General features: G+C 66.7%; 22 protein-coding genes. 8 read left to right on the forward strand and 14 right to left on the reverse strand.

The annotated features are described in order from the left end of the window. Positions 1-17: 17 nt before the first annotated feature. The 3 genes from ACO05L_RS14590 to ACO05L_RS14600 all read right to left on the reverse strand — a co-directional run bounded on the left by ACO05L_RS14590 (position 18) and on the right by ACO05L_RS14600 (position 3,224). On the reverse strand, positions 18-1,157 hold the full coding sequence (locus ACO05L_RS14590) for an isobutyryl-CoA dehydrogenase (protein WP_421729891.1): 1,140 nt from the start codon (positions 1,155-1,157) through the stop codon (positions 18-20). 151 nt (positions 1,158-1,308) lie between these two features. Beyond that, positions 1,309-2,811, reverse strand: coding sequence for a CoA-acylating methylmalonate-semialdehyde dehydrogenase (locus ACO05L_RS14595; protein WP_421729892.1), 1,503 nt, complete (start codon positions 2,809-2,811; stop codon positions 1,309-1,311). 236 nt (positions 2,812-3,047) lie between these two features. Then, entirely contained in the window at positions 3,048-3,224 is a 177-nt protein-coding gene (locus tag ACO05L_RS14600; protein WP_421729893.1) for a Flp family type IVb pilin, read from the reverse strand. Positions 3,225-3,471: 247 nt separating this feature from the next. On the opposite strand from ACO05L_RS14600, the gene ACO05L_RS14605 reads away from it, so the two are divergent. The 3 genes from ACO05L_RS14605 to ACO05L_RS14615 are packed head-to-tail and all read left to right on the forward strand — an operon-like array spanning position 3,472 to position 5,069. Continuing rightward, on the forward strand, positions 3,472-3,915 hold the full coding sequence (locus ACO05L_RS14605; RefSeq protein WP_421729894.1) for a pilus assembly protein N-terminal domain-containing protein: 444 nt from the start codon (positions 3,472-3,474) through the stop codon (positions 3,913-3,915). Positions 3,916-3,960: 45 nt separating this feature from the next. Further along, on the forward strand, positions 3,961-4,521 hold the full coding sequence (locus ACO05L_RS14610; RefSeq protein ID WP_421729895.1) for a TadE/TadG family type IV pilus assembly protein: 561 nt from the start codon (positions 3,961-3,963) through the stop codon (positions 4,519-4,521). After that, positions 4,518-5,069, forward strand: a complete 552-nt coding sequence (locus tag ACO05L_RS14615) for a TadE/TadG family type IV pilus assembly protein (RefSeq protein ID WP_421729896.1) — start codon at positions 4,518-4,520, stop codon at positions 5,067-5,069. The genes ACO05L_RS14610 and ACO05L_RS14615 overlap by 4 nt, the downstream gene beginning before the upstream one ends. On the opposite strand, the gene ACO05L_RS14620 is transcribed toward ACO05L_RS14615, so the two are convergent. The 11 genes from ACO05L_RS14620 to argB all read right to left on the reverse strand — a co-directional run bounded on the left by ACO05L_RS14620 (position 5,070) and on the right by argB (position 17,569). After that, complete coding sequence (locus ACO05L_RS14620; protein WP_421729897.1) at positions 5,070-6,383, reverse strand: anthranilate synthase component I family protein; 1,314 nt, start codon at positions 6,381-6,383, stop codon at positions 5,070-5,072. Between the two features lie 2 nt (positions 6,384-6,385). Beyond that, positions 6,386-7,162, reverse strand: coding sequence for a tyrosine-protein phosphatase (locus ACO05L_RS14625; RefSeq protein ID WP_421729898.1), 777 nt, complete (start codon positions 7,160-7,162; stop codon positions 6,386-6,388). Between the two features lie 58 nt (positions 7,163-7,220). Beyond that, positions 7,221-7,520: a winged helix-turn-helix domain-containing protein gene (locus ACO05L_RS14630; RefSeq protein ID WP_421729899.1), complete on the reverse strand. Its 300-nt coding sequence runs from the start codon at positions 7,518-7,520 to the stop codon at positions 7,221-7,223. Positions 7,521-7,522: 2 nt separating this feature from the next. Continuing rightward, positions 7,523-8,149 carry a hypothetical protein gene (locus ACO05L_RS14635; protein WP_421729900.1) on the reverse strand — a complete coding sequence of 209 codons (627 nt, stop codon included), beginning with the start codon at positions 8,147-8,149 and terminating at the stop codon, positions 7,523-7,525. 66 nt (positions 8,150-8,215) lie between these two features. Next, complete coding sequence (locus tag ACO05L_RS14640; protein WP_421729901.1) at positions 8,216-9,661, reverse strand: AMP nucleosidase; 1,446 nt, start codon at positions 9,659-9,661, stop codon at positions 8,216-8,218. A 72-nt stretch (positions 9,662-9,733) separates the two neighbouring features. Beyond that, the gene (locus ACO05L_RS14645; protein WP_421729902.1) at positions 9,734-10,594 is read right to left on the reverse strand and encodes an alpha/beta hydrolase; all 861 of its coding nucleotides are present in this window, start codon (positions 10,592-10,594) and stop codon (positions 9,734-9,736) included. 76 nt (positions 10,595-10,670) lie between these two features. Continuing rightward, positions 10,671-12,740 (reverse strand): AsmA family protein, encoded by a 2,070-nt coding sequence (locus ACO05L_RS14650; protein ID WP_421729903.1) that lies wholly within the window; start codon positions 12,738-12,740, stop codon positions 10,671-10,673. A 117-nt stretch (positions 12,741-12,857) separates the two neighbouring features. After that, positions 12,858-14,975 carry a prolyl oligopeptidase family serine peptidase gene (locus ACO05L_RS14655; protein ID WP_421729904.1) on the reverse strand — a complete coding sequence of 706 codons (2,118 nt, stop codon included), beginning with the start codon at positions 14,973-14,975 and terminating at the stop codon, positions 12,858-12,860. Between the two features lie 112 nt (positions 14,976-15,087). Beyond that, positions 15,088-15,954 (reverse strand): 2,3,4,5-tetrahydropyridine-2,6-dicarboxylate N-succinyltransferase, encoded by an 867-nt coding sequence (dapD, locus tag ACO05L_RS14660; protein ID WP_421729905.1) that lies wholly within the window; start codon positions 15,952-15,954, stop codon positions 15,088-15,090. Continuing rightward, positions 15,951-16,616 (reverse strand): pyrimidine 5'-nucleotidase, encoded by a 666-nt coding sequence (locus tag ACO05L_RS14665; RefSeq protein ID WP_421729906.1) that lies wholly within the window; start codon positions 16,614-16,616, stop codon positions 15,951-15,953. The genes dapD and ACO05L_RS14665 overlap by 4 nt, the downstream gene beginning before the upstream one ends. Further along, positions 16,616-17,569 (reverse strand): acetylglutamate kinase, encoded by a 954-nt coding sequence (argB, locus tag ACO05L_RS14670; protein WP_421731702.1) that lies wholly within the window; start codon positions 17,567-17,569, stop codon positions 16,616-16,618. The genes ACO05L_RS14665 and argB overlap by 1 nt, the downstream gene beginning before the upstream one ends. Positions 17,570-17,645: 76 nt before the next feature. Here argB and ACO05L_RS14675 point away from each other — a divergent pair, with 76 nt between their 5' ends. From ACO05L_RS14675 to msrA, 5 genes are all read left to right on the forward strand, one after another. Continuing rightward, the gene (locus ACO05L_RS14675; protein ID WP_421729907.1) at positions 17,646-17,822 is read left to right on the forward strand and encodes a hypothetical protein; all 177 of its coding nucleotides are present in this window, start codon (positions 17,646-17,648) and stop codon (positions 17,820-17,822) included. 84 nt (positions 17,823-17,906) lie between these two features. Then, on the forward strand, positions 17,907-19,133 hold the full coding sequence (locus ACO05L_RS14680) for an AGE family epimerase/isomerase (RefSeq protein ID WP_421729908.1): 1,227 nt from the start codon (positions 17,907-17,909) through the stop codon (positions 19,131-19,133). 251 nt (positions 19,134-19,384) lie between these two features. Next, positions 19,385-20,536 (forward strand): OmpA family protein, encoded by a 1,152-nt coding sequence (locus ACO05L_RS14685; protein ID WP_421729909.1) that lies wholly within the window; start codon positions 19,385-19,387, stop codon positions 20,534-20,536. Between the two features lie 357 nt (positions 20,537-20,893). Then, positions 20,894-22,159, forward strand: coding sequence for a capsular biosynthesis protein (locus ACO05L_RS14690; protein ID WP_421729910.1), 1,266 nt, complete (start codon positions 20,894-20,896; stop codon positions 22,157-22,159). A 66-nt stretch (positions 22,160-22,225) separates the two neighbouring features. Next, positions 22,226-22,855, forward strand: coding sequence for a peptide-methionine (S)-S-oxide reductase MsrA (gene msrA, locus ACO05L_RS14695; protein ID WP_421729911.1), 630 nt, complete (start codon positions 22,226-22,228; stop codon positions 22,853-22,855). Positions 22,856-22,996: the final 141 nt, after the last annotated feature.

A 22,996-nucleotide genomic window follows, 5' to 3' on the forward strand; every position in this document is an offset into this window, starting at 1 on the left:
CCTGTAAATGTCGCTGCCTACTGACGAAGCATTTCGCGCGCGGTGATGACCCGCATGATCTCGTTGGTGCCTTCCAGGATGCGGTGGACCCGCAGGTCGCGCACGATCCGCTCCAGCGGATAGTCCTTCAGATAGCCATAGCCGCCGTGCAGTTGCAGGGCCTCGTCGGCGATCTGGAAACAGGCGTCGGTGGCGAACCGCTTGGCCATGGCGCACCATTTGGTCTTCTCCGGATGGCCCGTATCCAGCGCCCAGGCGCCGCGCAGCACCATCAGGCGGGCGGCCTCAAGGTCCGTCGCCATGTCGGCCAGCTTGAACTGCAGGGCCTGAAGCTCGGCCAGGGGCTTGCCGAACTGTTTGCGCGTCTTGACGTAGTCCTGCGCCGTTTCCAGCGCCAGGCGAGCCCCGCCCAGCGAGCAGGCGGCGATGTTCAGACGCCCGCCGTCCAGGCCCATCATTGCGTATTTGAAGCCGTCGCCTTCCTGGCCCAGCAGGTTGGCCGCCGGGATGCGGCAGTCGTCGAACTGGACGATCGCGGTCGGCTGGGCGTTCCAGCCCATCTTCTTTTCCTGCGCCCCGAACGACAGGCCCGGCGCATCCTTTTCGACCACGAAGGTCGAGACCCCCTTGGGCCCCTCCCCGCCCGTGCGGGCCATGACGACATAGACGTCGGATGTCCCTGCGCCCGAGATGAAGGCCTTGGAGCCGTTCAGCACCCAATGGTCGCCATCACGCTTTGCGCTGGTCCGCATCGAGGCGGCGTCGGAGCCGGAGCCGGGCTCGGTCAGGCAGTAGGAGGCGATCATCTGCATCGACACCAGCGACGGCACATAGCGGGCGCGCAAGTCGTCGGAGCCGAACTTGTCGACCATCCAGGTGGCCATGTTGTGGATCGAGATGAAGGCCGCCGTGGCCACGTCGCCGCGCGACAGCTCCTCGAAGATCACCGCCGCCTCGACCCGGCCCAGGGCCATGCCGCCGTGTTCCTCACCCGTATAGATGCCGCAGAAGCCCATCTCGGCGGCGGCGCGCATGGTGTCGACCGGGAAGATCTTGTGCTCGTCCCAGTGGGCCGAATGAGGCGCCAGTTCGGCGTCGGCAAAGGCGCGGGCGGCGTCCTGAATGGCGCGCTGGTCGTCGTTGAGTGCGAAATCCATGGGGGCTCCTTGAAGCGCCAACCGCCCTCGCCGTCATCCTCGGGCTTGACCCGAGGATCGGACGTTGAGCGAGCCGTGCGTCGAAATCTTCGCACGAGCAGGCGGACAGTCCGGCCCTCGGGTCAAGCCCGAGGGTAACGGCGTATTGAGGTCAGGCCATCGTCGGAATGACGAAGGAGCTGTCGACGTGCTCCAGGTCGCTATCGGGCCAGCGGGCGGTGACGGTCTTGACCTTGGTCCAGAACTTCAGGCCCTCCATGCCGTACTGGTTGGTGTCGCCGAATGCCGAACGCTTCCAGCCGCCGAACGAGTGATAGGCCACCGGCACCGGGATGGGCACGTTGATGCCGACCATGCCGACATTGACGCGGGCGGCGAAGTCGCGGGCCGCGCGGCCGTTCTGGGTGAAGATGGCGACGCCGTTGCCGTACTGGTGCTTGGAGGGCAGCTCCAGGGCTTCCTCGAAGCTGGCGGCACGGACGATCTGCAGCACGGGGCCGAAGATCTCTTCCTTGTAGGATTCCATGTCCGGCGTGACCTTGTCGAACAGCGACGGGCCGACGAAGAAGCCGTTCTCGTGGCCTTGCAGCGTAAAGCCGCGACCATCGACGACCAGCTCGGCGCCTTCCTTGACGCCCTGGTCGATCCAGCCTTCGACGCGCGCCTTGTGAGCGGCGGTGACGACGGGGCCGTAATGGGCGGCGGCGTCGGTCGAGACGCCGACCTGAAGCGTGGCCATCTCGGCGACCATGCGTTCACGCAGTTCGTCGGCGGTCTTCTTGCCGACCGGCACCACGACCGGCAGGGCCATGCAGCGCTCGCCGGCCGAGCCGAAGGCGGCGCCCGACAGATCCTTGACCACCTGGTCCAGGTCGGCGTCGGGCAGGACGATGCCGTGGTTCTTGGCGCCGCCCATGGCCTGGACGCGCTTCCCATTGGCGGCGCCCAGTTGATAGACATAGTTGGCGATGTCGGACGAGCCGACGAAGCTGACGGCGTGGACCTGCGGGTGGGTCAGGATGGCGTCGACGGCGGACTTGTCGCCATGCACGACGTTCAGCACGCCGGCGGGAGCGCCCGCTTCCATCATCAGTTCGGCCAGACGCACCGGCACCGACGGATCGCGCTCGGACGGCTTCAGGATGAAGGTGTTGCCGACGGCGATGGCCATGCCGAACATCCACATCGGGATCATGGCCGGGAAGTTGAACGGGGTGATGCCCGCCACGACGCCCAGGGGCTGGCGCATCGAATAGACGTCGATGCCGGGACCGGCGCCCCAGGTGTATTCACCCTTCAGGACGTGGGGGATGCCGCAGGCGAACTCGACCACTTCCAGACCGCGCTGGATGTCGCCCTTGGAGTCGGCGACGACCTTGCCGTGCTCGGCCGACAGCATCTCGGCCAGCTCCTGCATATTGGCTTCGATCAGGCGCTTGTATTCGAACATGACGCGGGCGCGCCGCTGCGGGTTGACCTGCGACCAGCTTTCGAACGCGACCTGCGACGACTGGATCGCGCGATCCATCTCGCTGTCGGTGGCCAGCTGGACGCGGGCCTGGACCTCGCCGGTATTGGGGTTGAACACGTCCGAGAAACGGCCCGAGGCGCCGGTGAAGGATTCACCGCCGATGAAGTGATTGATGTCGCGCATGGGCGAACTCCCTGATTGGCTTGGCCTGAGCGGGTTCTTGTTGTTGGCCCGGGGTCTAGCACCGACAACAGCGTTCATGCATTGCAAATATGCAGCAAGAGATGCGCGTAAACGCAGGCGACGCGATCCGGCGCTAGACCGGATACTCAGGCCAAGGCCGGGAGGGCCGCAAAAGCAAAGGGCCGGGGCGTTTCCGCCCCGGCCCTCGCCGGTTTCAAGACCTGTGGTCGCCTGTGTTAGGCGACGGTGCCGCCCATGGCGGTCACGATCTCGGTGAACTTGGCGGTGATCGAGGTGCCCAGGGCCGTGACGGCCGAGATGATGACGACGGCGATCAGAGCGGCGATCAGGCCGTACTCGATGGCGGTCGCGCCGGATTCGTCCTGAACGAACTTGGAGATGAACTTGGTCATGGCTGTGATCCTGTTGTGACTTCCTTGCGGAAACCCCGGTCGCCCGTTGAAATCCGCCTACGAGCCAAAACTAGACCTCGATCCTTAAATCCAAGTAAAGCCTATAAGTACGACTTATTGAATACATGGTTACTGCTTTGTTTACTGTGTTTTTTGCCGCCACAGAGCCATTTCAGACTTTATTGAGATTTCCACGCCAGTTTGCTCGCGCGGCGCTCGCGCGCGCCCCGAATCCGAAGTGGACGTCATGCCCCGTCGCCGACACACCCTGCCCCTGCTTGCCGCCGCCCTGATGGGAATGGCGGCCACCGCCCTGCCCCAGGCCGCCTCGGCTCAGAGCGCGAACTCCGGCGCGCTGACGCTGCAGGTCGATCGCTCTCAGCGCATCGCGTTGCGGGGGGCGGCTGATTCAGTGATCGTCGGCAATCCGCTGATCGCGGACGTCACGGTGGTGGACGCCAACACCCTGTTTGTCACCGGCAAGGGATATGGCGTCACCGAGATCGTCGCCGTCGACGCCATCGGCCGCACCCTGTTCCAGAACCAGGTCATCGTCACCGGCGGCCAGACCGGCTCGGTCCGGGTCTGGCGCGGCGCGACGGCCACGGAGATGGCCTGCGCCTCCTCCTGCTCGCCCAGCGTGCGCCTGTCCGGCATCGAGGCCGCCGGCGCCGGCGCCCCGACCCCCTGACCGCGTCGAACCGGATGACGAAGCGATTTCAGGGACGCTGAACCCATGGCCGTTCGCGCCCCGTCCAGACCCCATCTGATACAGCGCCTGCGCCGTCGTCGCGGCCACAATGAAGGCTCGGCCGCGATCGAATTCGCCATGGTCGCCCTCCCCTTCTTCTTCATGCTGTTCGCCATCCTGGAAATCGGCCTGGTCTTCATCACAGACGCCCTGCTGGAAAACTCGGTGATGGAAACCAGTCGGCTGATCCGCACCGGAGAGGCCGCCCAAGCCAGCATGACGCCGGCGCAGTTCAAGACCTCGCTGTGTAACCGGATGAACGTCTTCAGCTCAGGCTGCGAAGGTCGGACCACGGTCGATGTCCGCGTCGTGCCCCAGTACCGCAACCCAACGCCCACGCCGCCGGATCCGATGTCGGGCAAGACGTTCGACACCAGAGACCTCGACTATACCAACGGCCAGCCGGGCAGTCTGGTGCTGGTCCGGATCTGGTACAAACAACCCATGTTCACGCCCTTCCTGAGCCAGGCGCTGTCCAAGCTGGGCGACGGGGACTCGGTGCTGACGGCCACCATGACGTTCAGAAACGAGCCGTGGGACCAATGATGATCGCCCTGGCCGGCCTGGTGAAGCGGTTCCATGGCGACCGCCGCGGCGTGTCGGCGGTCGAGTTCGCGCTGATCGCCCCGGTTATGATCCTGTTCTATTTCGGCCTGGCCGAGCTGTGTCAGGCCTATATGGCCCAGAGGCGGATGTCCCACGTCGCCTCGGCCGTCGCCGACATGGTGGCCCAGGCCGATGTCCTGACCAAGGACCAACTGGCCGACATCACCGCTATCGGCCCATGGATCATGAAGCCCTTTTCGGCGGCGACCCTGACGACCAAGATCACGAGCGTGACCCGCGACGCCAACGGCTCCGCCAAGGCGGACTGGAGCGTCGCCCATGGCCCCGGAGCGACGGCGTGGGCCAAACATGCCGTCATCGCCGTGCCCGCCGACACGATCGTAAATGGCGAGAGCCTGGTGATGGTGGAAACCAGCGTCGTCTATGAATCCCCGGTCAAATACGTGGTCAAGAAGGCGACCACCCTGTCCAGCACCTTCTATCTGCGGCCCCGCCGAGTGGACACGGTCGGCTGTAGCGACTGCTGATCAGAAGTCGCCAGCCAAGGCCGTCCGCAACGCGCTGATCTTGACCTCGGTCTCGACCCGTTCCGCCTCGGGGTCGCTGTCGGCGACGATGCCGGCCCCGGCCAGGGCGCGAAAGGTCCAGACGCCATCGGCCCGCTCGAAACTGGCCGTGCGGATCAGCACCGAGGCCGTCAGGCCGCCCGCCGGATCGATGACGAACAGGGACCCGCACCAGGCCCCACGCGGCGCCTCCAGTTCGGCGATCACCTTCATGGCCTGATGCTTTGGCGCCCCGGTGATCGAGCCGGGCGGGAAGGTCGCCGCCAGCACGTCGGCGGGGCCGACACCGTCCGCCATCCGCCCGGTTACGGTCGAGACCAGATGGTGGACGGTGGGCAGGCTCTCGATGCTGAACAGCCGATCCACGGCGACCGAGCCGGGCGTGCAGACCCGCGACAGGTCGTTGCGCATCAGATCGACGATCATCAGGTTCTCGGCCCGGTCCTTGGCGCTGGCCAACAGGGCCTGCGCCTCCGCCGCGTCCTGAAACGGATCGGCGCGGCGTGAGCGGGTGCCCTTGATCGGGCGGGTCTCGATGCGGCGGGTGGCGAAGTCGCAGGCCACAAACAGCTCTGGCGAGTTGGACACCAGGGCCCGATCCCCCAACCGCCAGAAGGCGCCATAGGCAGACGGCTTGGCGGTCAGCCTCAGGAAGACATCGAAGGGATCGGCGTCGGCAGCCAGGACGCCGCCCCAGGCCTGGGCGATATTGGCCTGAAACAGGTCGCCGGCCTCAATGCGGGCGACGACATCGGCGACGTGATCGCGATAGGCCTGCGGCGGGGCTTCGGCGGCGAAGACGGATGCGGGCGCGACGTCGGACGGCAAGATGGTCGCAGCCTCGTCGAGCCAGGTCTGAGCCAGATCGCAGGCGGCCTCGGCGGCCTCCCGGTCTTTCCCCCAGCCAAAGGCGATCAACCGCCCGCTGTCGTGATCGAAGACCAGCATGGCCGGATAGCGGGCCAGCATAAGGTCGGGCCAAATCTGTTCGCGCAGCCCCGTCGCCTCGCGTGCGCCCGCGTCGTAACTGGCCAGGCCGATGGTCCCGGGGCCGAAGCCCGAGGCCGCGTCACCCAGGGCCGCGAACAGTCGTCCCGCCTCGACCGCGCCGACCCAGGTCTGGTCCGGGTCGGCGGCTATGAAGGACCGGGCGCCGGAGATGGCCGCGTCCGACAACAGGCACAGGGCGCCTTCCCGGTGGGCCAGGCCAGCGGCCACGCGCAGGGGATCGACCCAGGCCAGATCACGGGTCTGACCGACGCGGGGCTTGGCCATCGTCACGCCGACAGCCGCTCCCGAATCCGATCGCGGCGGTCGCCGTCAACGCCCAGAACCCGCTCCATATAGGCGTCGATCGAGCCGTGCCGGGCCTGGATGGCGTCGAAGGCGGCCGCCAGATAGGCCTCCTCCACGCCCAGGAAGGCGACCACGGCGTCGTGCGACGGCTCTCGCCCGGTGGCCTTCTTGAGGAAGGCGGCGATGTGGGGCGCGCGCCCGGCCAGGTCCACCGCCGTATTGGTCAGCAGATAGTCTTCCAGCATGTCGTCGCGCCCGACGCCCAGGACATGATGGGTCAGGGCGGCCAAGGTTCCGGTCCGGTCCTTGCCCGCCGCACAGTGGATCAGCACCGGCCGGTCGCCCTCGGCCAGCAGGGCGAAATAGCGGCTGAACAGATCGACGTGGGCCGGTTCGAAAGGCAGGCCGCGATAGGTGTCCATCATGAACCGCCGCCCGGACTCGTTGGTCAGGTCGCCGCTCTTGAGGAAGGTCATGTGGGGCGCTTCGCCGCCGTCGATGTCGTTCTCGACCACCATGCCGTCAAAGGCGGAATGTCGGCGGGACGGCTGGCGACGCCGCTCGTCGGGACGGCGCAGATCGACCACGGCGCCGATGCCCAGGGCTGCGATCCTCTCCAGATCGGCGTCGGTCGCATCGGCATGGTGGGCTGAACGGAACAGCCGGCCAGGACGCACCCGACCGGCCGCCGCCGTGGCGTAGTCGCCGTAGTCGCGGAAATTATCCAGCTTGTCGAAACGGTGAAGGCGCGAGGTCATGGCGCTTCTTAGCCCGACCGCCACGCCTTCGGCCATGCCCCCGATCCGAGCCCTCGATCTAGCTCGCCACCAGCCGCGCCATGGCGTCCAGATAGGCGATGAAGGCGGCCCGGCCCGGCGGCGTCATGCTGACCTCGGTCAGGGGCTTCTTGCCCTCGAAGCGTTTGGTGACGACGATGAAGCCCGCCTCCTCCAGCTTGCGCAGATGAACCGACAGATTGCCGTCCGTCACCTGCAGCTTGGCCTTCAGCTCGTTGAACTGCGCCGCCTCGACGCCCGACAGGAAGGCCATGATCCCCAGCCGGACGCGGCCGTGGATCACCTCGTCGATGCGGTTGATGTCGAAATCATCCGCCATGATCAGACCACCTCGGCGGGTTCCTGGCGCATCAGCGCCAGCCCCGGCAACAGGGCGACCAGCACCAGCAGGGCCGCATAGACGAGCAGGATGGTCGGGCTGCCGATGAAGGCTCCGAGCACGGCGGCGCCGGCATAGGACAGCAGGGCCACGCCCTTCATCCATCGCAGCCTGGCCATGGCGCCGGCGACGAACCAGGCTGATCCATAGGCGACCACGACGATGATCGGCATGACCCGCATCAAGGCCCAGTCCCCCGTCGTCATCCCGGCGGCCATCAGCGCGACCCAACTGGCGAAGATGCCATAGCCAACGCCCGACCAGGCGGCGTTGGACGCCCGGTTTCCCGCTGATCCCGCGCCGGGTCGGTGCGCTTGACGACGCAGGACGACGACTAGGCCGATGGTGAAGATTACCGCCGCCGTCACCCAGACCCACAGCTGAGCCGAAGGCGAGACATTCACCAGGCCGGTTATGATCGTCCAATGAACCAGGCTGGCCAGGCTGAAGACGATGCCGGCGACGACCATGACGGGGCCGCTCAGCAGGGGTGCATTGCGACCCTCATGGGCCATGGCGCGCATATAGGCGATGTCGTCGTGGACGTTCTGGATCTGGTCGCGGGTCATAAGGAAACTCCCTCTGTTGGGAGCTTCATCGCCTATCTACTTTGCTTTGTAAAGTGCTTTGTCGACCTATCTGAACGGAGGCTCGTCAAAGGCCCGCAGCTTGCGCGAATGCAGGCGCGCGCCTTCGTCCCTCAGGAGGTCCAGCGCCTTGATGCCGATCTGCAAATGTTCAGAGATCGAACCCTCGTAGAAGCGGTTGGCTTGGCCCGGCAGCTTGATCTCGCCGTGCAGCGGCTTGTCCGACACGCACAGCAGGGTGCCGTAGGGTACGCGGAAGCGATAGCCTTGCGCGGCTATGGTGGCGCTCTCCATGTCGATGGCCACCGCCCGGCTCTGGTTGAAGCGCAGGGCCGACTTGGTGAAGCGAAGCTCCCAGTTGCGGTCGTCAGTAGTGACCACGGTGCCGGTTCTCAGCCGCCGCTTGACCTCTTCGCCGGGCGCGCCGGACACCAGCTTGGCCGCGTCATAGAGGGCGCGCTGGACCTCGGCGATCGAGGGGATGGGGATGTCCGGCGGCAGCACCGCATCCAGCACATGGTCGTCGCGCAGATAGGCGTGGGCCAGGACATAGTCGCCGATGGTCTGGGACGGCCTCAAGCCCCCACAGTGACCGATCATCAGCCAGACGTGCGGCCGGGTGACGGCCAGGTGGTCGCAGATGGTCTTGGCGTTGGACGGCCCGACGCCGATGTTGACCAGGGTCACCCCGTTCGAGCCGGGCGCCGTCAGGTGATAGGCGGGCATCTGGTGCTTCTTCCAGGCCGCATCCATGACCGCCGCCTCGGGGTCGGGCGTGTCGCGCGTGATGACGACGCCGCCGGCGCACGACAGGGTCTCATAGGGGCTGTTCGGATCGCGCAGTTGCTCGCAGGCCCAGCGCACGAAATCGTCGACGTAGCGGTTGTAGTTGGTGAACAGGATATAGGACTGGACGTCCTCGACCGGCGTGCCCGTGTAGTGCTTCAGCCGCGCCAGCGAGAAGTCGGTGCGCAGGCCGTCGAACTGCGACAGCGGAAAATCCTCGCCCGGATCGAACAGGCCGTCCGAAATCTCGTCGCCGATATGGGCCAGGTCCGTGGTCGGGAACCAGCGGGCGATGGCGGCGGTCATGGTGGCGTCCAGCACCACGTCCGACCCATCCAGCACATAGGGGAAGGGGATTTCCTGATCGGAGGGTTCGACCTCGAAGGTCGCGCCATAGTCCTGTTCCAGCAGACGAAGCTGTTCGCTCAGGTAGGGGCGAAACAGGTCAGGCCGGGTGACGGTCGTCGCATAGACGCCCTGACGCGACATCCGGGCATAGGCGCGGGCTTCCAGATTGGGCGGACGGTCCCCAAACCAGCTGACCTTCAAGGCGGGATAGGAAAACAGGCCCTTGGCCCGTGCGTCCGCGTCGGGACGTTCGCCGGTGGCGATGTAGGTCTTTACGGCGTCGCGCAGGGTGGCGACGGATTGTGAGTAGAGGGTTTCGAGGCGGTCCAGCGCCGCCTGTGCTGTCATATGTTCTGTCATGACTTCCTCTAGCGGATGATCGTGACCTTAGCGAGACAGGCATGTTGTGGGGCGCTGATGCGCCGCGCGGTGTCAGCCCAGTTCGCGGTGGAAGAAGGCCGCCAGGTCATCCAGCACAGGCGCCTTCTTCCTGAACAGGGGCGAGAAGGTCGCGATCATGTCGGCGTGGCTGAGCCCCGGATAAAGCTTGGCCTCGCTGCGGCCGCCGACCGCGCGCATCCGGTCGTTCAGGATGATGGTGTCGTCGTCGTGGACCACGGTGTCGGCCGTGCCGTGGCCCAGCCACAGCGGCGGGGCGTCGGCGCGCACGAAGGTGACGGGCTGGGTCAGGGTCGGGTCGGGCGCGCGGCCAAAGGCGTTGATCGAGGCGGGCACATCGAAGGGGAGGAACTCATAAGGCCCGGCCAATCCCGCAGCAGCCTTGATCAGACTTGGCTGGCCGACGCCGGCCATATAGCGGCGGTCGAGCGTGATCATCATGGCCAGGTGCGCGCCCGCCGAATGGCCCGCGACGCCCAGCCGCGCCGGGTCGCCGCCATAGCGTCCGACGACATGGGCCACGGCCGCGGTCGCCGCCGCCGCGTCCTCGACAAAGGCCGGGAAGACCACCTCGGGCACGATCCGGTAGTCGGGCAGGGCCACCAGAAACCCCTTGGCCGCGAGCGCTTGCGCCGCCCAGCCATAGAGGTTGCGCGACCCCGAATCCCACCCGCCGCCATAGAAGAAGACCACCACCGGCGACAGGGGCTCGCCTTCGCGCCACGCCGGGCCATAGAGGTCGAACTTCTGGCGCGGGTCATCGCCATAGGACAGGTCCCGCGCCAGACGGCTGACGCCCCGATCGCGCGGCCCCAGGGTGTTCAGGACGGCCAGGGGCGAACAGGCGGCGGCGAGTGCGCCGAGGGCGGGGGCAAGCAGGCCTCTACGGGTCATCAGGTCTCGCGGATCAGGAAAGCGTCGAACCAGATACGCACGAAGTCGCTTTTCGGCTCAAGCGCTCCGACAGGTTTCAGCGTGCATTGGCGATCAGGGCGCCGCAGTTGGCGTCCTCGGCCAGGCCCGGCTCGACGAAGGCGAACAGGGCTGCAAGCGGCGCCGCCACCGCCCCGACCACCGCCGCCAGCCCGCCCTGGGCGATCAGCTGGCCGGTCTCGACGCCGATGCGCGGCGCGGTCAGCGGCCCGCGCACATGGATGGGCGTCCACAGGCGCAGCAGGCGCGGCTTTTTGGATTCGCCGTCGATCTTCAGGTCCAGGGTCTCGTCCTTCAGGCTGATCGCGCCCGAGCCCTTGGCCAGGACGACATCTGTGTCGATGACGAAGGTCTGGGCCGTGGCGATGCCGTTCGAGACGTTGAAGTCGGCGACGGCGCAGCGGATGTCGGTCTTGGACTGGTCGCCGCTGAGCAGCTTGAGCAGCCCCGCCGAGGCGTTGATGCCCAGCAGTTCGGCGAAGGCCGCCCGCATCTCGCCATTGGGCACGATCAGGCTGATCGACCCTTTGGACGAGCCGGCGAACGAGGCGATCGAGGCGCCCGGTCCTTCCAGCCGGGCGCGGCCCAGGGCGCGGCCCGTGATCGGCGTCGAGCCGTTGGCGGCCGGCACGATGGACTCCAGCGGATAGCCGGCCAGGCGGAAATCCACGGCGCTGTAGGGCGTGTCCCGGGTGGCGTTGATCTTGGCCGTGCCGTTCAGCGTGCCGCGATTGAAGGTGAAGGCGACCGGATCGAGGTCCAGCACCCCGGCCTCCAGCTTGGCGCCCAGCCGCACGGCGCGGATGTCCATGTCGTTGGCCTTCACCGAGGCGGCGCGATAGGTCAGGCTCCCGTCCATGGTCCGCAGCCGCTCGACCTGCAGCGTGGCGTCGGGCAGCAGCTTGCCGGCCCGGCCCGAGCTCACCGTCGTTGTCTCGGTGCCCGCGGCATTGGTCTGGGTCTTGGCGCCCAGGATGGCGGTCAGGTCGTTGATGTCCAGCCGTTGGGACGCCAGTTCCGCGTCCACCCTCAAACGCTCGGCGGCGTTGACCCGCACGTCGCCGGACAGGTCGGACGCCCCGACCCGGCCTGTGAAATCATTGAAGGTCCAGATGGCGTCGTCCCGCGTCAGGGCGCCGGACAGGCGGTACGGCGGCGTATTGGGCAGGGTGATGCCGGTCAGCAGATAGAGGTCGTTCAGGTTTTGCCCCTGAAGGCTCAACGTCGCCTGCAACTGGCCCAGATCAAACGGTCGCGTCACCGATCCGTCGGCCGTCAGCCGCGACCCCGCCCCGGCCAGCACAGCCTCGAACGGATAGGGTCTGTCGCGGCGGATATTGACGAAGGGTCCGCCCTGGATCCGCAGCGTCAGGGGCGAGCCGTTGATGCTGCCGTCGCCCTCCAGCAGGAAGCCCGCGTCGCCGTCATTGGCCGCCTCTCGCGCATTGACCGAGGCGTCCAGCGTCAGGTCGCGCTGCTGCATATCCAGCGAGATACGCCCGTTCTGGATGATGAGTTGCTGAATCACGGGCAGTTTCATGCCCTTGCCGTCGTCGGGCTTGTCGGGGGTCAGGTCCCAGCTCTGCTTGCCGTCCTCGGTCGAGATCAGGGTGACGACCGGCTGCGTGAAGGACAGCAGCGGCATCTCGATCTGGCCGCCCAGAAGCTTCCTCAACCGCACCGAGGCCTCGATGCGGGCGATGTCGGCGGTATCTGTATCCTTGGCCCACTGGGGCCCGCCGAACTTCAGGTCCCGGACGATGACCGAGGGGGTCCAGCTGAACAGGTTGACGTCCAAGTCGCCCTGCAACGCGATCTCGCGGTCGTATTTGGCCGAGGCCCAGCGGCCGATGGGGCCTCTCAGCCAGTTCCAGTCGAACAGCAGAAGAAAGATGACGATGGCCGCGATCAGCAGCAGAACCACCGAGGCGGCGATCTTCTCGGTCCGGCCCGGGTGGCGAAAAGACTGATAGACCGGGTCGTTGGCCTTGACCCAGTCGCGCCACTGACCCGCTCGAACCCCGGCCGGCGCCACGACGCGTTCGTGCATCCGCGTCCAGTTCAGACGGGAAAACAGACGGTTGTGCAGGGGTTCGCGCTCGGACATGAACCCAGACAACGCACGAAGGCCCGGATGGCGCCATTCACCGAACAGACCGGCGGCCCCGACAGCAAAAAGGGGCGCCGCCTCGCAGCGACGCCCCTTGCAGGATTTCAGCCTAGATCAACGCGCCGGTGTAAGGTGCCGATCCAGCCAGCCGAACACCTCGTTATGCCATTGCAGGCTGTTGGCCGGCCGCAGGACCCAGTGGTTCTCCTCGGGGAAGACCACCAAGCGGCTGTCGATGCCGCGACGCTGAAGCGCGGTGAAGGTCGACAGGCCCTGGGCGGTCGGGATGCGGAAGTCCTGGTCGCCCTGGATCACCATCATCGGGGTCTTCCAGTCGCCGACGTGGTTGGCCGGGTTGAACTCCTGATAGCCGCGCGGATTTTCCCAGGGCGTGCCGCCGTTCTCCCACTCGGTGAACCACAGCTCCTCGGTCGAATAGCCCATGCCGAAGGTGTCGAAGACGCCGTCGTGGTTGACCAGGCATTTGAACGCGTCGGGCCACTTGCCGGCGATCCAGTTGATCATATAGCCGCCGTAGGAGGCGCCCAGGGCGCAGGCGTTGTTGCGATCAAGGAAGGGGTATTTCCCCTGCGCCGCCGCCCAGCCCTTTTGCAGATCCTCCAGCGGGCGGTCGCCCCAATGCTGGCTGATGGCGTCGGTGAATTCCTGGCCGTAGCCGGTCGAGCCGTGGAAATCGATCATCACCACCGCATAGCCGGCGCCGGCATAGGTCGAGGGGTTCCAGCGATATGACCAGCTGTCGCCGAACGAGCCTTGCGGGCCGCCGTGGATCAGGAAGGCGACCGGATATTTGCGGCCTTCGACATAGCCGGCGGGCTTGATGACATAGCCGTGGACCTCTTCGCCGTTCCAGCCGGCGAAGCTGAACTGCTCGGCCTCGCCGAACACCTTGGCGTCCAGCTGCGGGTTCACGTCGGTGATGCGGCGCGGCATCTCGCGACCCATGAAGGTCTTCACATAGAGCTCGCTGGGACGGCTCAGGCTGTCCTGGGCGTAGACGAAGCCCGAAGGCGTCTGGCCGAAGGCCGAGACGTGGCCATTGCCCGTCAGGGGCACGACCGAACCATTGGCGACATTGATCGAGAACAGCCGCGTCTGACCCACGTCGCCGGCCGTGGTGTAGAGGGTCTGGCCGTTGGCCGACCATTGCAGGGTGTCGGCGGAGCGATCCCAGTTGGCGGCGATCTGGCGCGTCTGGCCGGTCGCCACATCCCTCAGGAAGATGTCGTAGCGGTCGGCCTCGAAGCCCGGCCGCGACATGGCGCGATAGGCCAGGGTCTTGCCGTCCGGCGAGAAGACCGGGCCGGTGTCCCAGGCGTCGTTGGCGTCGGTCAGGTTCTCGAACGTGCCGTCACCCGACAGGCCATTGGTCTTCCACAGGTCGAAATTGGTGCTCCAGGGCTCGGTCTGGCCCGCCAGCCGGGCCGAGAAGACGATGGCGTCGCCCTCGGGCGTGAAGACGAACTCGCTCTCGTCGCCGAAGGGCTTGGAGGGGGTGTCGCCGTCAAAGCCATGCGTGACCCAAACGGGGTCGCCGCCCGCCGTCGGCACGACGAACAGATGGTTCTGCGTGCCGTCCTGCCAGGTGTCCCAGTGGCGCACGAACATCCGGTCATAGACCTGGCCTGATGATTTACGCTCGGCCTCAGTCCTCATGCGGTCGACGGTGCAGTCGAGGCTGGCGCAGTCGGGATAGACGGACAGCGACACCGCGACCTTCGAAGCGTCGGGGCTCAGGCGATAGGCGTTCACGTCCAGCGCCAGCCGCGTGACCTGGGTCGCCGTGCGGCCGTCGGCGTCGGTGCGCCAGACCTGGCTCGAACCCGAACGGCCCGACAGGAAATACAGCTTGCCGTCCGAGCCCCAGCGGGCGGTGTTGGCGCCATCATCCGAAATCGCCAGACGACGCGCCTCGACATCCGCCGACAGGTCCTTGATCCAAAGACTCCCGGTGCGCTTGTTCTGATCGACGTCGGTGGTCGTGACCGAATAGACCACCCACTTGCCGTCCGGCGACACCTGGGGATCGCCCAGCCGGTTGGCCGAGATCATGTCCTGATAGGTGAAGGCGTCGGCGACAGCGGGCGCGGCGGGCGCCGGCTCGGGCGCGGTGATCGGGCTGATCTGGGCGGCGGTCTGGGCTTGCAGAGGTCCGGCAGCGAGCAGGGCGAGCGCAGCGCACGCCCCCGAAAGTTTGACGCGGTGACGCATGGGTTGGTGTCCTTCTGGAACTGTTGCGCAGGCGTAGCACCAGCCCATCGGGGACGAAAGTCGCCAGATGACTGCGAAACAGGGGGCGGGTCTGCGCCCCCCGATCCGACCCCTAGTCGCGCAGCAGTTCGTTGACGCCGGTCTTGGCGCGGGTTTGGGCGTCCACCCGCTTGACGATGACGGCGCAATAGAGCGACGGGCCGCCGTTCGGATCGGGCATGGCGCCGGGCACCACGACCGAATAGGCCGGGACCTCGCCGCGGAAGACCTCGCCGGTGGCCCGGTCGACGATCTTGGTCGAGCCCGACAGATAGACGCCCATGGCCAGGACCGCGCCCTCGCGTACGATCACGCCCTCGGCGACCTCGGCGCGGGCGCCGATGAAACAGCCGTCCTCGATGATGGTCGGATTGGCCTGAAGCGGCTCCAGCACGCCGCCGATGCCCGCGCCGCCCGACAAGTGGACGTTCTTGCCGATCTGGGCGCAGGACCCGACCGTGGCCCAGGCGTCCACCATCGAGCCCTCATCGACAAAGGCGCCGATGTTCACGAAGGACGGCATCAGGACGACATTCCTGGCGATGTAGGCGCCCTGACGCGCCACGGCGCCGGGCACGGCGCGGAAGCCGGCCTTCTCGAAATCGGAATCGGTCCAGTGGGCCCACTTGGTCGGAACCTTGTCCCAGTAGGGACCGGGGGTCGCATCGCTGACACCCATGCTCGCGCCAATGGGCGCGCCCATGCGGACGTTGGGGTTCAGGCGGAAGGACAGCAGCACCGCCTTCTTGAGCCACTGATGCGTGGTCCAGACGCCGTCCTCGCCACGCGAGGCGACGCGGGCCTGACCAGAATCCAGCAGGGCCAGGGCCTGCTCGACGGCCTTGCGGGTGTCGCCCTTGGTCGCGGTCGAGACGTTGGCGCGGTCTTCCCAGGCCGCCTCGATCACGGATTCCAGTTGGGTGCGATCCAGAGCGGTCATGCGGCGGCCTTCATCGAATAGGGTGTCAGGAAATCCAGCAGGGTGTCGGCGCGGGCGTCGATCCAGTCGCCGACCTCCAGGCCGCGACCATCCCCGATCAGGACGGTGGTCATGCCCAGGGCCTTGGCGGGCTTCAGGTTGCGCGGCGTGTCCTCAAAGAAGATGGCGCGCGACGGGTCGATGTCGAACCGATCCAGAAAGCGGCGATAGGTCGAGGGCGCCGGCTTGGGCGTCAGGTCCATGTCCTCGATGCAGAAGACGCCGTCCATGTCGTTCAGGCCGATCCGCGCCAGAACCCGCTGGGCGTGATAGCGGGCGCCATTGGTCAGGACGTATTTGCGCCCCGGCAGGCCGGCGACGACCTCGACCATGCGCGGGCTGGGCTCCAGCGAGTCCAGCGGCACGTCGTGGACCTCGCGCAGGAACTTGTCGGGATCGACCGAATAGTTGGCCATCAGCCCGGCCAGGGTGGTGCCGTGCTCGTTCAGGAACGACTTCTGCAAAACCAACGCCTGATCGGCGGGCAGGCCGACCGCATCCACCATGAAGGCGTTGATGCGCGCCTGGACCAGGGCCATCACCCCCTGCTCGGGCGGATAGAGGGTGTCGTCCAGATCGAAGACCCAGGCGTCGATGTGCGACAGGTCCAGCCTGTCCTGCATCACTTCGCCTTCACCAGGGTTCCCGCGCCGTGCTCGGTGAACAGCTCGACCAGCATGGCGTGGGGGCGACGACCGTCCAGGATGACCACGGCCTCGACGCCCGCCTCGACCGAGGCGATGGCGGTTTCCAGCTTGGGGATCATGCCGCCGGTGGCCACGCCGTCGGCGATCAGGCCGCGCGCCTCGGCGACCGTCATCTGGCGGATGATATTGCCCTCGCCGTCCAGCACGCCCGCCACGTCGGTCAGCAGCAGCATCCGCTTGGCCGACAGGGAGCCGGCGATGGCCCCGGCGACCGTGTCGGCGTTGACGTTATAGGTCTGGCCATCGGCGGCGACGCCGATGGGGGCGATGACGGGCACCCAGTCGTCGGTCTCGGACGCGATCAAACCTGCGATCAGTTTGGGATCGACCTTGGTCGGTTCGCCGACGAAGCCCAGATCGACCTCGTGCTCGATCATCGAATCCGGGTCCTTGCGGGTCCGGGTGGTCTTTTCGACGGTCAGCAGGCCGGCGTCCTTGCCCGACAGGCCGATGCCGCGCACGTCCGCCTCTCGGCCCGCGACGGTGATCCAGTGGGCGATTTCCTTGTTCACGGCGCCGGACAGGACCATCTCGGCGACGGCCATGGTGTCCTTGTCGGTGACGCGCAGGCCGTCGATGAACTCGGACTTCACGCCCGCCTTGGTCAGCATGGCGCTGATCTGGGGTCCGCCGCCGTGCACCACGACCGGGTTCACGCCCATCAGTTTCAGCAGCACCACGTCGGCGGCGAACTGGCGGGCGACGGCGGTTTCGCCCATGGCGTGGCCGCCGTATTTGATGACCACGGTCTCGCGGTCATAGATCTGGATATAGGGCAGGGCCTCGGCCAGGGTCTTGGCCGTGGCCCAGCCGCGCGCCTCGTCCTGCTCGCGCGCCAGTTCGTCGGTATGTTTTTCGGTCACGTCCATCACGCGCGGGCTGATAGCGGCGATGGCCGTCCCTGTCACGATGAAACCCCCCTTGCCGCTGAACCGTTGGGAGGGAATGAACGAACATGAGATCGACGACAGGGGCCTGACGCCTCAGGATCCCAGCCAGACTCCGCCGCTGGATCCGACCCTGTGCCCCGAGTGCCAGGGCAGCGGCAGCCTGACATCCGGCGAGACTTGTCCGGTCTGCGAGGGCACCGGCAAGGCCGTGGGGCGAACCGGCGGCGGGTGATCACGTCCGTTCACACGATGTGACGGGCATGACCGGGTCGCCAGACGTGATATTGCCGCGCGATATCGGCTAGACACTGTCGCCATGCCGAGCACTCAAGCCTTCTCCCTGACCGATCTGACCGGCCAGTTCGCCGATTGGCTGGCGCTGCACGCGCTGCCGACCTGGGCGGCGGCGGGACAGACGCAAGCCGGCGTCTTTCGCGAGGCCCTGACCCTGGACGGTCAACCCGTGATCCGCCCCCGCCGGGGCCGCGTCCAGACGCGTCAGGCCTATGTCTATGCCCAGGCCGGGTTGCTGGGCTGGCAAGGCCCCTGGCGAGAGGCCGCCAGTCGCGGGCTGGATGTCCTGAGAAGGGATTTCGCTCGGCCCGATGGCCTGTGCCGCACTCTGGTCTCCGAAGACGGCGCGCCGCTGGACGAGACGGTCATGGTCTATGACCAGGCCTTCGCCCTTCTGGCCCTGGCGACTGCCAAGCGAGCCGGACTGACCGACCCCTCGCACGAGGCATGGGCCGTGGCGATCCGAGAGGGCCTGCTGGCCCGCCCCTCGCCCCACGGCGGCGTGCCGGAATCCGGTGACCAGCCCTACCAGGCGAACGCTCATATGCATCTGCTGGAAGCCTGCCTGGCGTGGGAATCCGCAGGGGGCGACGCGGGCTGGGCACGGCTGTCCGACCAGATCGTCGACCTCGCCCTGACCCATTTCATCGACGCCGAGGGCGGGTTCCTGCGCGAGTTTTTCACCGCCGACTGGTCGCCCGCTCCGGGCACGGACGGTCGGTTGGTCGAGCCGGGGCACCAGTTCGAGTGGGTCTGGCTGCTGACCCTGTACGGCCGCGCCCGCAGATCGCCCGCAGCGCTCGATGCGGCGCGGCGGCTCTATGACGTTGGCCTGACCGGAGTTTCAGCGACTTCTGGGCTGGTCATGGACGCGCTTGAGGAAGACGGCTCGGTGCGCCGGCCCGGATCGCGACTGTGGCCCCAGACCGAATGGCTGAAGGCCGCGCTCATCCTGGCCGAAGATGACGAGGCCGGATCCGAAGCGCGCGAAACCCGACTTCGCGAGGCGCGTCAGGCTTTGGGCAGTCTGTTCCGTTACCTGACGCCCGAGGGTCTGTGGCGCGACCAGTATGACGGCGCATCTGCCGACAAGGGCTTTGTGGATGAGCCGGCGCCCGCCAGTTCACTCTACCACATCATGGTGGCCTTTCTGCAGTTGACCCTATCCCAGGCCCAGCCGAAAGGAACCGACGCCGCTTTGGCGTCGACTGGAAAGTTTGGGGATAGGCCTCACCAGAAGGGGGCATGATTCGCCTCCAGGTTGCCGGGCGGGACAGCCATGAACCTTGCGGTTCGGCTGAGTGCGCACACGGCGGCTCGACAGGATCCGCCTGAAAAAGGGCGGCAGGCAGATTTTTCCGTGTAGCTTCAACGCCACGCTTCGAGAAATACGCCGGTTGCGGCAGAGTTATGACCTCGACCTCATTCGGCAACGCTGTTATGACGCGCTTTGGCGGTGAGACCGCCGCATATCCTATTCATGGCGGAGGGCTCACACCCATGCGTGTTAAGACTATTTTCCTGGCCTCTAGCGCGGCGGCGGCTCTGGCCCTGTCGGCTGGCGCCGCGTCGGCCGAGCCCGATGGCTGGTACGGCGCCGTTGATGCCGGCTACCACATCGCCGACAACGACATTAACCTCGAGCGTTCGGACAACGGCAACCACCTGAAGTTCGACACGAACAACGGCTGGGCCGCTTTCGCTCGCGTCGGCTACCGCTTCAACCCCAACTGGCGCGTTGAACTCGAAGGCGGCTACCGCTCGGGCGACGTCGGCACCGTTCGTTCGCCGAACCCCGGCGTTCTGACCTCGGGCATCTGTAACTTCGACCCGACGACCGGTCCTTGCTTCTCGCCCGAAGGCGACATCGACTCCTTCACCGTCATGGCCAATGTCATTTATGACTTCGGCTTCGAATACTGGGGTCTGCGTCCGTTCGTCGGCGCCGGCGTCGGTGTGAACCACGTCACGACCGACGTCATCGGTTCGTTCCGTGACGACCGTTCGAGCCTGGCCTCGATCGACGACACCTCGACCAAGTTCGCTGCTCAGGCTCTGGCCGGCGTTGCGTTCGCCGTCTCGGATCGCGCCAACATCGACGTGACCTACCGCTACCTGACCGGCGAAATGGAAGCCGACTTCGTCGCTCCGAACCTCGGTTCGCTGTCGGGCGACTACGATGAGAGCCACACGGTGACCGTGGGTCTGCGTTACGCCTTCGGCGCTGACGAAGTCGCACCGCCGCCTCCGCCGCCCCCGCCTCCGCCGCCTCCCCCGCCGCCTCCTCCCCCGCCGCCGCCGCCGCCTCCGGCTCCGACCGCGCGTGAGTTCGTGGTGTACTTCGACTGGGATCGCTCGGACCTGACTGCCGAAGCCCGTTCGGTCATCACCCAGGCCGCCAACTACGCCAAGTCGGGCCAACCGACCCGCGTGCTGGTCGTCGGTCACGCCGACACCTCCGGCTCGGCCGCCTACAACGTCGGTCTGTCGAACCGCCGCGCCCGCACCACGGCTGACGCCCTGGTCGCTCAAGGCGTCGCCGGCGGCGTGATCTCGCTGGACGGCAAGGGCGAAACCCAGCTGGCCCGCGCCACCGCCGACGGCGTGCGTGAGCCTCTGAACCGTCGCGCCACCATCGGCATCAACTTCTAAGACTGAAGGGGTCCGGCTCAGGCCGGACCCCGACAGGCTCTTCGAAGCCAAGACGATAATGACTAGGAACCGCCGGTTCAGCGAAAGCCGAACCGGCGGTTTCGCGTTTGGGGCCGCAGGCGCCACAGTCGGACGTGCCACAGTCGCCAATGCCACGGCCACGCCGATCGCCAGATCCCTGGCGCCCAACCGCAGGGGCGTCGAAAATGGCAGCCGACCGCTGGCCATAAGACCAAGGTCGGAGTCTTGACCCAACGGCCGAAATCCAGTCGCCCGGCTCACAACTCAACTTGCCATCGGGTGATTGAGCGTCCTAGGAAGACGGGCCGGCGTGCGGCCACGAGAGAATCCCCAGCCTTGCTCGCCACCTGCGATCCCCATAATCCCGAAGCCGCCGCTTATGGCGCCGGACAACCTGAGACTGAGCGTCTGGCCGGTCGTCGCTTCCTGGTCGTAACCGCGCCCTTCGGTCCCTTCGGGCGCATCCTTGCGCAGGAGTTGCGGCGTCCGGGCGCACAGGTCGACCGGATGCTGTTCAACGCGGGCGACGAGTTCTACTGGCGCGGCCCCGGCGCAATCCGCTTCAAGCAGCCGCCCAACACCTGGGAGCAGCGACTGCTGCGAATGGCGGGTGACTATTCCGATATCCTGGTCTTCGGCGAAGGCGGCGGCTTCAATCAGGCCGTGCTTCGCAACACCGCAAGACTGGAGGCCCGCGTCTGGGTTCTGGAGAACGGCTATTTCCGCCCCGACTGGGTCACCCTGGAGCGGAACGGGGTAAACGCCTCAAGCGCCCTGCCGCGGGCGCCGTCCGCCTACGCCGGGCCCAGCCCCAAGACGCCGATGACACGACCCGTGGGACGCATCCTTCCGCACCACGTCATCAACATCAGCTGGTATCACCTGATCCAGTTGCCGGGCCGGCTGCTGTATCCGAACTATGTCGCGCCCTTCACCCAGCCGCCGTGGCTGCAGTGCGCAGGCCATATCCGTCGCTATATCGGCCTGGCCTTCCAACCCAAGTCGCGCTGCGAGACCGCGACCATCGCCGCCCGCGGCCCCTTTTTCGTAGTCTGCCTGCAACGCGAAGGCGACGCGCAGTTGCTGCGATATTCGCGGCTGGCCGACAACACCGCCTTCCTCAACGAGCTGATGTCCAGTTTCACCGCCCATGCCCCCAAGGACGCGCGGCTGGTGGTCAAGAACCACCCCCTGGATCCCGGCCTGCTGGACCTGGGCAAGGTGACGCGCATACTGGCCGACGAACATGGGCTGGCCGACCGGGTCGACTTCATCGACGGCGGCAATCTGGCCCACCTGTGCCGGGCGTCGCGGGGCATGGTGGTCAACAACTCGAGCGCCGCCCTGTCGGCCCTGGGTTTCCACACCCCGGTCAAGGTTCTGGGAGAAGCCTTCTTCAACTTCGAAGGCCTGACCGATCAGCAGGACCTGGGCGACTTCTGGAACGCTCCCCAGGCGCCGGACGAGGCCCTGTTCACCCGCTTCCGCGCCCATGTGATCGCGCGCAGCCAGATCAATGGCAATTTCCACGGGCCCCAGGCGCAACAGCCCACGGCCCAAGCCCTGGCCGAGGTGTTCGAGGGGCGACGCGGGGATCTTTGAAACCGCTGGGCTCTGTCGGTCGTATGTGAAGAGCGGGCCTGTCCGCCACAGACTGTCGGAGCCGTCATGTCGATCCGCACCCTCGTCCGCCTCACCGCCACTCTGGTGCTGGTCGCCGCCTGTTCCCAGGCTGAGACGCCCGCAAAGGCTGGCGCCCCTCCCCAGGCCGCAGACAGCGGTCGCCGCGAGGTCGCGGTCTTCGCCGGCGGCTGCTTCTGGTCCACCGAAGCCAATTTCGAACATATGCCGGGCGTTGTGTCGGCGGTGTCCGGGTTCGCCGGCGGTCGCGTCGCCAACCCCAGCTACGAACAGGTGGTGCGCGGCGGCACCGGCCATGTCGAGGCGGTACAGGTCACATTCGACCCGGCTCGCATCAGCTACCGCCAGCTCGTCGACCGGTTCTGGCGCACGATCGACCCGACCGATCCTGACGGCCAGTTCTGTGACAAGGGTCCGTCCTACGCCACGGCCGTCTTCGCCTCTGCGGCCCAGCGTCCGGCAGCTGAGGCGTCCCGTCAGGCGGCGGTGCAGGCTCTTGGGCAGCACAGATTTGTCACGCCCGTTCGGGACTCCGCCAGATTCTGGCCCGCCGAGGCCTATCATCAGGATTTCGCCGTCAGAAACCCCACCCGCTATGGCGGATACACAAGATTCTGCGGTCGGTCCGCCCGTCTGCGACAGGTGTGGGGCGGTTAACCTTACTGCGACGCTTGGAAAATGTTGCACTGCGATCACAGTTCCCTCCTCTCGTGCAGCTGTCACATACTTGTCGCCACACGGCGTTCAATCTCCCCTAGAGGGAGCCCCTACTCAGTCATCATCGCGCGTCGGCATCGC

It is taken from the genome of Brevundimonas sp. (assembly GCF_965227765.1).
In the GTDB taxonomy this organism is placed as follows: domain Bacteria; phylum Pseudomonadota; class Alphaproteobacteria; order Caulobacterales; family Caulobacteraceae; genus Brevundimonas.